Source organism: Mesorhizobium sp. P5_C1 (genome assembly GCF_054049815.1).
Window position 1 is genome coordinate 1 of the sequence record NZ_JBFULQ010000166.1, and the last position, 11,005, is coordinate 11,005.

At 64.3% G+C, this 11,005-nt stretch carries 9 protein-coding genes; all 9 read left to right on the plus strand.

The genetic code is table 11. The annotated features are described in order from the left end of the window. The first annotated feature begins 365 nt into the window (after positions 1 to 365). Positions 366 to 1,535 (plus strand): glycosyltransferase family 4 protein, encoded by a 1,170-nt coding sequence (locus ACXJ7R_RS15250; protein ID WP_457152555.1) that lies wholly within the window; start codon positions 366 to 368, stop codon positions 1,533 to 1,535. A 41-nt stretch (positions 1,536 to 1,576) separates the two neighbouring features. Beyond that, complete coding sequence (locus ACXJ7R_RS15255) at positions 1,577 to 2,845, plus strand: hypothetical protein (protein ID WP_457152556.1); 1,269 nt, start codon at positions 1,577 to 1,579, stop codon at positions 2,843 to 2,845. A gap of 3 nt (positions 2,846 to 2,848) precedes the next feature. Then, positions 2,849 to 4,093, plus strand: a complete 1,245-nt coding sequence (locus ACXJ7R_RS15260) for a GNAT family N-acetyltransferase (protein WP_457152557.1) — start codon at positions 2,849 to 2,851, stop codon at positions 4,091 to 4,093. Positions 4,094 to 4,248: 155 nt separating this feature from the next. Beyond that, on the plus strand, positions 4,249 to 5,466 hold the full coding sequence (locus ACXJ7R_RS15265) for a GNAT family N-acetyltransferase (protein WP_457152558.1): 1,218 nt from the start codon (positions 4,249 to 4,251) through the stop codon (positions 5,464 to 5,466). A 174-nt stretch (positions 5,467 to 5,640) separates the two neighbouring features. After that, positions 5,641 to 5,817 carry a Flp family type IVb pilin gene (locus ACXJ7R_RS15270; protein WP_184875378.1) on the plus strand — a complete coding sequence of 59 codons (177 nt, stop codon included), beginning with the start codon at positions 5,641 to 5,643 and terminating at the stop codon, positions 5,815 to 5,817. A 121-nt stretch (positions 5,818 to 5,938) separates the two neighbouring features. Continuing rightward, on the plus strand, positions 5,939 to 6,163 hold the full coding sequence (locus ACXJ7R_RS15275; protein ID WP_184875376.1) for a hypothetical protein: 225 nt from the start codon (positions 5,939 to 5,941) through the stop codon (positions 6,161 to 6,163). Between the two features lie 69 nt (positions 6,164 to 6,232). Further along, positions 6,233 to 8,725 (plus strand): DNA ligase D, encoded by a 2,493-nt coding sequence (gene ligD, locus ACXJ7R_RS15280; RefSeq protein WP_457152559.1) that lies wholly within the window; start codon positions 6,233 to 6,235, stop codon positions 8,723 to 8,725. Positions 8,726 to 8,928: 203 nt separating this feature from the next. Beyond that, complete coding sequence (gene ku / locus ACXJ7R_RS15285; RefSeq protein ID WP_457152560.1) at positions 8,929 to 9,837, plus strand: non-homologous end joining protein Ku; 909 nt, start codon at positions 8,929 to 8,931, stop codon at positions 9,835 to 9,837. Next, positions 9,834 to 10,946 (plus strand): tetratricopeptide repeat protein, encoded by a 1,113-nt coding sequence (locus ACXJ7R_RS15290; protein ID WP_457152561.1) that lies wholly within the window; start codon positions 9,834 to 9,836, stop codon positions 10,944 to 10,946. Before ku ends, ACXJ7R_RS15290 begins: the two co-directional genes overlap by 4 nt. Positions 10,947 to 11,005: the final 59 nt, after the last annotated feature.

Below are 11,005 nucleotides of genomic sequence, written 5' to 3' on the forward strand. Positions count from 1 at the left end.
GGTATGCCGCGCGTCCCCAGGATCAGAATGGCAGGCGTCTCTGGTTTCATGGCCGCTGGCACTTTCGGAACTTTATATATTAGCGATTGCTGCATCATCAAAATCGGATGGGCAACTTCCATGCCATCCGACGATTTCGGCGTTCGGGCGGATGATCATCGCGCGGGGTTGTAAAAAAACTGTATTGAACCCCGTGGTTGTTTCATTATCGGTCAACCCTTCTGTGCGTATCTGTGTCGAAACGAGGCATTGCCAGGGATTGGGCGTCCGCCAGTCGGGCGGATCAATCAGGCATGGTTCTTGCGAAAAGGTTCCCGCATTCCAGCGCCTGGTGCGATGGCTGCGGCACCTGGCGGGATACAAAGATGCGGATTGCCTGCGTTCATCAGGGCTATGAACTCTATGGTTCCGACCGCAGCTTCGCGGAGAGCGTTGCTGCGCTGCGCGCCGCGTTTCCGTCCGCCGACATTGAGGTGGTGCTGCCGCGCAGCGGGCCGATCGTGCAGATCCTGGAACACCATGCCAGCCGCATCGTCTTCGAGCCACTCTGGGTGCTGAGGCGCCAGGCCATCCTGCGGCTGGCGACGGTCGAGATGGCGCGATTGCCGATGGCCGTGCTTCGGGCATGGCGGCGCCTCCGGGATTGCGATCTCACCTACGTCAACACCTCGATCGTGGCCGACTATGCGCTGGCCGCGCGCCTTCTCCCCGACAAGGCCATCCTGCATATCCACGAGATCCCCGAAGGCGTCATGCGCAAGATACTCGTCGGCCTGATGCGCTGGAGCCATGCGGATCTCATCTTCAACTCGCGCGCGACGCGCGCCGCATTCGGCGATCCCAAGGTCTCGCGCACGCATGTCGTCTACAACGGTGTCGCTGGGCCGGCGGCGGCCGAGCCAATGACTTATGACGGCAAGCGCCCTTTGCGGGTGCTGCTGCTCGGCCGCGTCAACAGGATCAAGGGCCAGGAGATTCTGCTCCAGGCGATCGCTTCGATGTCACCGGAATTGCGGTCGAGGATCGAGGTGCGGCTGGTCGGCGGCGCCTTCGAAAGCGTAGAGCGCGAACGCGCGCTAGCCGAACTGGTCGAAAGCATGGGCCTGGCCGAACGGGTCAGCGTGTTGCCGGTCGTAACGGACCCCTCGGCGCATTACCGCTGGGCCGACATCGTCACCGTGCCGTCGCGGCGTCCCGAATCGCTGGGGCGCGTCGCCATCGAGGCGATGGCCTATGGCCGGCCGCCGCTGGTGTCTGCCATCGGCGGCCTGGTGGAGGTGGTCAGCGATGGCGAGACCGGCTGGCATGTTCCGCCCGGCGACCCGGTCGCCCTGGCCGACACATTGCGGGAGATCGTCCTGCGGCCAGATGCCTGGCGTGGGTTCGTCGCCGCGGGACGGTTGCGATACGAGGAGATTTTCAGCGAGCCGGTGGCGGCGGCGGCGATCGCGGCGATCGCTACCGACAAGTTGAGGGCGGCGCTGGCGAAGCCTGGCCGGGCGCATGCCGCCCGCGAAGCGGAGACCAGTCCGTGAAGTTCGTGTTTCCAGGCCATCTGCTGCGGCGCCTTGTGCTGATGATCGGTGGCGAGGCCATACAGAGCGGCTTTCACTTCGCGCTGAACATCACCCTGCTGCACGAGCTGTCGGCGGAAGGCTACGGCATCTTCGCCATCGCGATGGTGATGGGGGGCGTTGGCCTGTCCTACATCAGATCACTGACCGCCGTCCCGGCCAGCATTTGGATGGGCAAGAGCACCAACAGGGCCGGCGTCGACGCGCACGACGTGACGTTTGGAGGGGCGGCGGTGGTCGTCGCGTCGATCATGGGCGCGGCGACCGCGCTGCTGATGCTGCTGTGGGGTGACGCGGGCAGTATCGCCGCTGGTTGCTTCGTCGGGGCGTGGTCGCTGCGCAGCCATATGCGCACGGCATTCTTCGCGCGCCGCCAACAGATGGTGGTCAGCATAAGCGATTTCGCCTTCACCGTTGCCGGTGCCGCAATGGCCGCGCTGGCGATCTGGACGGCGCCGAACGTGCTGCAAATGGTGTTCTATGCCCTTGCAGCGGCCAATGTGATCGGCATAGCGGTGCTTGCTCGCCTGGCGCCCCGTCCGCTTCGCGTCAGTTTCCGAGCGCCCGTGCGGCGACGCTATGCCAGGCTCTGGCGCCAACTGCGCTGGTCGGGATTCAGTGCGACGACCACCAACATCCAGGGTCAGTGCCTGGCGCTGCTGGTCGCGGGTATTGCCGGTCCTGCGGCCTATGCGCCCATCGCGGCGGTCATCGTCCTGTTTGCCCCACTGCGCATCGTCAGCCTGGCCTTTGTGAACATGCTGCAGCCCGAGCTTGCGAAGATGATGGGGAACAATGAAGTCAGGCGCGTGTGGATGCATGCCAAGCTATGGTCGCTTGTCATGGGACTCGGAAGCCTGGTTTACGGAGCCTGCATCCTGTTTGTCCTGCCGACGATAAAATCCCAGTCGCTCGCGGGAGCTTCGGTCAGCGTCATTGGCCTTCTCGCCGTGGCGAACTTCGTACCGATCATGCTCTACATCATGCCGCGCATCGTCCTCGAGATACTCGGCGAATTCCGGGTCGTGGCGTTCATCACAACGGCTGGCGCGGTCGTTGGTCTGGTCTTGATCGCAATCCTGCTCGCTATCGCTTCCCCGTCATGGTCGCTCGCAGGTGCCGCGGTCTCCGAGACCGTCGTGCTCGTGGCCTCATGGTATTTCGCACACCGCCACATACTCGCGCTTGAGGGCGCGGACGGCCGGCATGACAGCCAGCCGAAATCGTGGCGACGCACCGAACCCGCCCCGCTCGCCACGGGAAAAAGGTAGGAGATGGACGTGTCGATCCAGACGTTGACGACTGCGCCGCCCGATGCGCCGATAGCTGGAGCGCCAATCCCGGCCGGGCAAGCTATCGATGCTTCCCAAAGCATCGCGGCGGGAACCTACACGGCGCGGCTGCACACCAGTCTCGAGGCCGTCAAGCCGCTCTGGCTTCAATGCCAGGCGAATGGGACGTGCTCCGCCCATCAGCTCCATGCATGGGTCGAGGGGATCGTCAAACGGCTGGTGCCAGACGGCGCAGAGCTGCTCATCGTCGAGGTGACCGACGCCGGGACCGGCGAATTCAAGATGCTGGTGCCGCTGATGCGGCGATCGAGGCTCGGGCATCGGGTCATCGAATGGCTGAGCTGCGGCGTCTGCGATTATTCAGCGCCGCTTCTCTCGGACAGGAACCAGTGGACCCCGCAGGCCGCCGAAGCGGCGTGGGCGGCGGTCCGATCCATCCTGCCGCGCACGGACCGCATCCATATCACGGGAATTCCACGGCAGGTCTATGGAGTGGCCAATCCACTGGCGCTGCTGGCGGTCGCGCAAGAATCCAGCCTGATCACATCCGGCCTCGTGCTGGATGGCGACCCGGCGACCCTTATCAAGCGCCATGGCAGACCGTCCTTCGTCAAAACCTACTACAAGGACTGGCGCCGGCTCGAACGGCACGGCACCGTGGATATGATCGAGGCCAACACGCCGGCCTTGATAGAGCTTGTCTTCGGCGCCCTGGTCGAGATGCGGCTCAAGCGGTTTCGCCAACTTGGGCGTTTCGATCTCCTGGCGCAGCCGGCGGTTGTCGATTTCTACCGAAACGCAGCGCTCCAGGGCCTGTCCGACGGATCGGTGCGGATCTTCGGACTGCGGGTCGGCGAGGATTGGGTCTCTGTCCAGTATATGCTGGTCCGGCAAGGCACATTGCATGCCCTGCTGATCGGAATGGACCTGGAGGTGGTGCCCAACGCCTCACCGGGCCTGGGGCTCATGGGCGAACTGATGGCGTGGGGACTGCGGCAGGGGTTCGACTATTTCGACCTATCGGTGGGCAGCCAGCCCTACAAGGAACAGTTCGGCGCCGTGAGTTCGGTTTTGGCCAAGATCGACGAAACGCTGACGCCGCTCGGCAAGGGCGTAGCAGCCGTCGCTTCGCTTCGCGATCGGGCCGAGCTTTTCGTACGGTCTCATCCGCGGCTGCTCAAGACCGCCCAGGGCGTGGTGCGTGGCTTGCGAAGGTCGAAGGGCTGAGGGCGGCCGCATTTCGCGCTTGATCCATACCAAAGAGGGTCGCGCTGATGCGCCTGTCTGGTCTGGAAGAACGCGGGTGGAGGGGTCCATGCGGCTGAAAACAGGATCGCCGGCGACCGCATCCGATCGCGGCGGGAGAAAGGTGGGAGGCAGATATGTCGAGCCAGGCAATGCGGATGGCACCGATATCGGCGGCGCAGGCTTCTGCTCCCGCTGCCAGTGCCGATACCGCCGAACGTGTGTATACGGCGCGGCTGCACACCAGCCTCGAGGCGGTCAAGCCGCTTTGGCTGGAGTGGCAGGCCAATGGCATCTGCACCGCCCATCAGCATTACGCTTGGGCCGAAGGGATCGCTACGCGGCTGATGCCCAAGAGTGCGGAACTGCTCGTCGTCGAGGTGAGCGACGCCGCGACCGGCGAGCCCAGAATGCTGGTGCCGCTGATGCGGCGCCGGGCCTACCGCCACTATGTGGTCGAATGGCTGAGCTGCGGCGTCTGCGACTATTCCGCGCCGCTGCTGGCGGATGCCAGCCCGTGGACCAGGCAGGGCGCTGAAGCCGCCTGGGCGGCCGTGTGTTCGGTGCTGCCGCCGGTGGATCGCATCCACATCGCCGGTATCCCGCAACAGGTCTTTGGCGTGGCCAATCCGCTGGCCCTGCTTTCGGCGACGCGCGATTCCATCCAGGTCGCCTCGGGCCTCGTCTTGCACGGCGAACCCGAGGATCTCATCAAGCGCATCTGCAGGCCGTCCTTCGCCAAGGACTTCCGCAAGCACTGCCGCCGCTTTGAACAACTGGGCGGCCTCAGCTTGGTAGAGGCCGACACGCCCGCCCTGACGGAGGAGCTCTTCGGCACGCTGCTTGAGCTGCGGCTGAAGCGCTTTCGCGAGCTTGCGCGCTTCGATCTCCTGACGCAGCAATCGGCCGTCGACTTCTACCGGAACGCGGCCCTCCAGGGCCTGTCCGACGGATCGGTGCGGCTCTTTGGACTGCGCGTCGGACAAGCCTGGCTTGCCTCCATGCTCGTGCTGGCCAGAAAAGGCACTCTTCATGGCATCCTGCTTGCGATCGACAAGGATGCGGTCGCCAACGTGTCACCCGGCCTGACGACGATTGCCAAGCTGATGATGTGGGGGCGCGAGCGGGGATTCGATTACTTCGACCTGTCGGTCGGCGGTCAGGGCTACAAGGAACATATTGGTGCCGCGAATTCGGTTCTGTCCGAGATCTGCGAACCGATGACACTGCGGGGCAGGGGGGCGAATGCCGCCATCCTGTTTCGCAGCCGGGCCGAGCGTTACGTGCGCACGAGACCACAGCTGCTCAAGACCATCCAAGGCATGGCGCGCCGCCTGCGGCGAATGAAGGACTAAAGGCGGTTCTCCGGGCGAGGGTTCGAGCGGTCCCGCCTCCGGCAGCAGGCAGCCCGACTTGATGTCTTGATTCAAGCCGGGGTCCGAGCACCTTCAATAGTTTGGTCAAATTTTAACCGAACTGCAATCTGTAGGGTCTATTAGATGCGAGAGGGATTAGAAGACAGGAATAATATGCAAAAATTATTTTCCCGTTTCATCCGCGACGAATCCGGCGCGACCGCCATCGAGTATGGCCTGATCGCCGCCTTGATCGCACTCGCCATCATCGCCGGCGCCGGCGCGCTCGGCAATGCGGTCAACACCAAATTCAAGGTGATCGGCAACGCGGTCAACAGCAGCGGGTCGTAAGCCTCGGGCCTGGTTAGTCTCCGCGAAATTGACAGGACGGCGGGTCTCCGTCATCCTTAACTCCAGTCGCCAGGCTGCGGACCGCGGCCATGTGGGTGTCGAGGCGACCGAGGGCAGCGTCATGTTCAGTCCCGTCATCGGCCAGAATGCAAAGCGCTCCGCGGTGCGCAAGGCGCTCGACCGCCACAAGGTCTACATCACCGCGCAGAGTTTTTCGGCCGGCGCCTACCAGGCGCGCGTGCTGGTCGATGGCGAAGCCTACTGGGTCGACGAATTCCGGCTCGCCCAACTGCAGCAAGGCCTGTCGCCGGCCGAGCTCGAGTTGACGCCGGCCACCGACGATTGAGGGCGTGAGACTCAAAAGCAGCGCTCTGTCGGGACGCTTGTACTTGGTTGCTGCGTTTCGATCCATGCTATGACAACCCCACCCAAGCTCAAAGCCTATCGCGCCAAGCGCGAATTCTCGAAAACGCCGGAACCCGCCGGCGGGCTCGTCGCCGGCGAAGGCAACCGCTTCGTCGTCCATAAGCATCACGCCACCGCCGATCACTATGATCTCAGGCTGCAGGTCGGCGGCGTGCTGAAGAGCTGGGCGGTGCCGCGTGGGCCGTCACTCAATCCGGCAGACAAGCGGCTGGCGGTCGAGACCGAGGATCATCCGCTGGAATATATCGACTTCGAGGGCGTCATCCCCGAGGGCGAATATGGCGGCGGTCCAATGATCGTCTGGGACACTGGCAGCTGGGCACCGATGGACGATGTCGAGAAGAGCCTGCGGACCGGCGCCTTCAAGTTTCGGCTGGCCGGTGAGAAGCTGAATGGCGGCTGGATGCTGACCAAGCTCAAACCAAAACCCGGCGAGGACGAGAACAAGAAGAACTGGCTACTGTTCAAGGAGCGCGACCTTGCCGCCGACACCGCGCTCGACATCCTGGAAGCGCGGCCGGAAAGCGTGAAGTCCGGCAAGCGCATCGAGGAGCTGGCGGCGCCCGCGAAGCCGGCGGCCAAGCCCAAGCCGGGTTCGCTGAAGCCGGGCACGCTGCCGGGCGCATTCAAGGCGCCGGCACTCAGCCGCATCGAGCCGCAACTGGCGACGCAGGTGCCAAAGCCGCCCGATGGCGAGGACACCAGAGAGGTCTGGCTGCACGAGATCAAATTCGACGGCTACCGCACCATGGCGCATCTCGCGGACGGCGTGGTCAGGCTGATCACCCGCGGCGGCATCGACTGGACGAAGCGCTATGGCGACCTGCCACAGGCTTTCGCCAAACTGCCGTGCCGCGACGCCATCATCGACGGCGAGATCGTCGTGCTCGATGCCAAGGGCATCAGCCGCTTCGCGCTGTTGCAGGAGGCGCTGGCCGGAGGCGCCGGCAGCAGACTGCATTTCTATGCCTTCGATCTGCTTCATCTCGACGGCTGGGACCTGACCAAGGCGCCGCTGGTCCGGCGCAAGGCGCTGCTGGCACAGATGTTGTCCGGCCTCGGCGCCAATTCCGCCATCCAGTTCTCCGACCATGTCGAAGGCTCGGGCCAGGGGCTCTACGATCAGGCGTCGGAACTCGGGCTGGAAGGCGTCGTCTCCAAGCGCGCCTCCGCGACCTACCAGAGCGGCCGCACCAAAAGCTGGACCAAGACCAAGGCGCTCCAGACCGACGACTTCGTCATCGCCGGCTACACTGTCTCGGATGCCGCCGAGGGGCTGGCAGCACTCGGGCTTGCCGAGTTCGAGGACGGCGAACTGCACTATCGCGGCAAGGTCGGCACCGGCTTCGATACCGGGACCGCTGCCGAATTGCTGGCCAGGCTGGAGCCGCTCACATCGGGCGCGACGGCGCCTGAAGGGGTGCCGCGCGAGATCATGCGCGAGATGCACTGGGTGCGGCCGCTGTTTTCGGCCCATATCCACTATGCCAACCGCACCGCGGACAATGCGCTGCGCCACGCGGTGTTTCGCGGCTTGAGGGATGTCGGCCTGTCGACGCCGGTGTCGGCCAAGCGCAAGCGGCTGATCTCGGAGGCCGACCTCGCCACCATCTGGGTGACCAACCCGACGCGGCGGCTGTTCGGCAAGACCGGGCCGACCAAGCTCGACATCGCCGTCTACTACGCGCTGGTCGGCGACTTCATGCTGCCGCACATTCTGGGCCGGCCGGTGTCGCTGGTGCGCTGCCCGACCGGCCTGCCTAAGGACTGCTTCTTCCAGCGCCATGCCTTCACCGGCATGCCGCCCTCGGTGGTGACCTTCGAGGCGACCAATTCCGAGGGCGAGACAAAGTCCTATCTCTCGGTCGAAGGCGCCAAGGGCTATCTGGCGCTGGCGCAGTTCGGCGTCGTCGAATTCCACACCTGGGGCACGCATCGCACCAGTCTCGACAAGCCCGACCAGATCGTCTTCGACCTCGACCCGGGCGAGGGGATTTCGTGGCGCGAGGTGGTCGAGGCGGCGGTGCATATCAAGGGTGAGCTCGAGGGGCTGGGGCTGGTGCCCTTCGCCAAGACCTCGGGCGGCAGCGGCATCCACATCACCGTGCCGGTGACGGGCAAGCAGAACTGGAAGAAGCTGCACCAGGCGACCAGCGCCATCGCCACGCATCTTGCGGCAACCGCCCCCGACACCTTCACCACCACCATGGGCAAGGACAACCGCAAGAAGCGCATCTTCATCGACTATCATCGCAACGCGCGCGGCCACACCTCGGCCGCTCCTTATTCGCTGCGGGCCCGCACCAATCTGCCGGCCTCGACACCGGTGAGCTGGGCGGATCTGGAGTCGATCGATGCACCGCAGGATCTGAACTATTCCTCGCTGCCGGGGCTCTTGGCGACATCCGGCGATCCATGGGCGGAGATCGATGAGTTCGCGCGGGATTTGCCCCTTCCGAAGTTGGGTTCCTCGCGCCCATGAAACGGGGGCGAGGCACCCAAGTCCATCGACGGTCCCGACAATTTGAATTATTCTCCGCCCTCGACCCTGTGCCGACCTAAAAGATTTCGTCAGGGATTTGCCTGTATTGTGCGGGGTCGGTGTAGGATTTCAGTGGCGTCGCTCGTCCTTCGACGAACAGCGCTGCACAGGTGTGACAGTGCATGGCCGCGTAGGAGTGTTTCATGGCGCCCAGGGCAAGTTGGAAAGGTTACCTCAAGCTCAGCCTCGTCAGCTGTCCGGTGCGGCTATACCCCGCCACCAGCGCGAGCGAACGCATCAGTTTCAACCAGCTGCACAAGAAGACCCACAACCGCATCAACATGAAGCCGGTCGATCCGGAACTGGGGTTGGTCGAGCGTTCGGATCTKGTCAAGGGCTACGAATACGAGGACAAGCAGTACATCATCATCGATGACGCAGACCTCGACGCGGTGCGCATCGAGTCCAACCACACGATGAACATCGAGGCTTTTGTCGACGAGGGCGAGGTCGACGTCATCTATCAGGACGCGCCCTATTACCTCGCGCCCGACGGCGCGATGGCGGAGGAAACCTTCGCGGTGCTGCGCGAAGCGATGCGCAAATCCGGCAAGCTGGCGATCGCACGGCTGGTGCTGTCCAGCCGCGAGCGCGTGGTCACGATCGGCGCGCGCGAGAACGGCATGTTCGTGTGTACCTTGAGAAACCCGAACGAAGTGCGTGGAACAGCTGAGTATTTCGGCAACATTCCGGCCGGAAAACCCGATGCGGAAATGCTGCAGCTGGCCGAGGCGCTGATCAAGCAGAAGGAAACCACCTTCGATCCGAAGAACTATGAGGATCGCTACGAGATCGCACTGATGGCGATGATTCGCGAGAAGCTGAAGGGCCACAAGCCGATCATTGCAGCCGCCCCCGAGCGCGGCAATGTCATCAATTTGATGGACGCGCTGAAGGCCAGCCTGTCGCAGTCGAAGCCGCCGGCCAAGTCGAAGAGCAAGGCCGACGAGGTCGCCAAGCCGGCGGCCAAGGTCAAGGCGGCAGCGGGCGGTGCTGTTGAAAATCCGCTGAAGGCCAATCTGCTGAAGGCGGTCGGCAAGAGCAAGAAATGACGGCACAGGCCGGTTTGGTCCCGGGGGCCGTCTTCGGCACAATCGGCGCGCTGGCGGCGTTTCCGCTCAGGCTGGCGGCACGCGAGGTCGAGCGCCAGCACGGCCAGTTGCGGCGCGGTGTCACCAGGCGCACCACGCATGTCGTGTTCGGGCGGACCCATCTGGCAAACGCCGGCGATGCCGAGATCGAGCGCCGCGTCGCCGCCGAGCGGACCGCCGGGCGGACGCCAATCAGCGAGAACGGATTCCTGCGCCTGCTCGGGTTGATGACGGCCCCGGAGGCGTCCTCGCTCTCCAGGCAATCGTTGATCGAGCAGTCGCGGCTGTCCGGCGCCGACCTCGATCTGTTGTCGCTGTTCGATGCTTTCGAGCATGACCGCGAACCCTATTCTTTCCGCGACCTGATCCTGGCGCGCAAATATGCCGGGCTGGTGGCCGGGGGTGCAACGTGGGGCGCGATAGCGCGTTCCGTGCATCGCTCGGGCCCGGTGGCTTCGCTGACCGCCAAGTCGCTCAATGTCGGCTCGCAGCATGGGCGGCCCGACGCGATCTATCTCGAGGGCGGCCAGAGCGAGCTCGACGGACAATTGCTGTTCGATCTGGGCAACGCCGGTTCAGAGGGCGACGACACGCTGGAAGAGCTGTTCGCCGAGGCCGAAGCGGCGGAGGAGGGCGGCGACCATGACGCGGCGGCGGTGCTCTACCAGCGCTGTCTCACCATCGACCCTACGGATGCCATTGCCGCCTTCAACCGCGCCAACTGCCTGCGCGCCGGCGGGCACGGGAGGGAAGCCGCGCACGATTATGCCCGCGCGATAAAGCTCGATCCGGCCTTCGTCGAGGCGTGGTTCAATCTTGCCGGGCTGATGAGCGAGCAAGGCCGCGAGGCTTCAGCGCGAAGGCACCTCCAGAAGGCGATCGCGCTCGACAAGACCTACGCCGATCCGGTGTTCAATCTGGCCCGGCTGGAATTCGACGCCGGCAATCTGCCAGAGGCGCGCCGCAACTGGGCGCGCTATCTCGAACTCGACACGGATTCCGAATGGGCGCGCGTGGCGGCCAAGGGGGTGCAGTTCGTGGATCTGCAACTGGCGCGGACGGCTGGGTGAGGGGATTGATGCTGGCGCTTGAACACCCCCCTCTGTCCTGCCGGACATCTCCCCCGCAA